Annotated in this window: 1 protein-coding gene; it reads left to right on the top strand. The window is 63.4% G+C overall.

The genetic code is table 11. From position 1 onward, the window contains the following. On the top strand, nucleotides 1–391 hold a 391-nt coding region (locus AC1D0P_RS31280), incomplete at both ends, for a riboflavin kinase (protein WP_477680278.1).

Genomic DNA, 391 nt, shown 5'->3' on the forward strand with positions numbered 1-391 from the left:
GCCGGCACGGGTTCGGCGTCCAGCTTCTCGACGCCTTTCGCGACGAAAATACCTACGTCGTCTCTTCGACCCATATCCGAGAGCGGATCGCCGAAGGTGATGTCTCTGAGGCCGCCGGCCTGCTCGGCTATCGTTACACGGTGCAGGCGGAAGTGATCCATGGTGCGAAGCTCGGCCGCACGCTGGGCTTCCCGACCGCGAATATGGCACTGCCGCCGGAGACGCAGTTGCGCCCTGGCATCTATGCCGTTCGCTTCCGCACCGCCGACGGCGCGCTCTATGATGGCGTGGCGAGTTTCGGTTATCGGCCGACCGTGACCGATAACGGCTCTGCCCTGCTGGAGACCGTGCTCTTCGATTTTTCCGGCGATCTCTATGGCCAGGTCTGCTC

The sequence above is a fragment of the Polaromonas sp. P1_G2 genome (assembly GCF_056405515.1).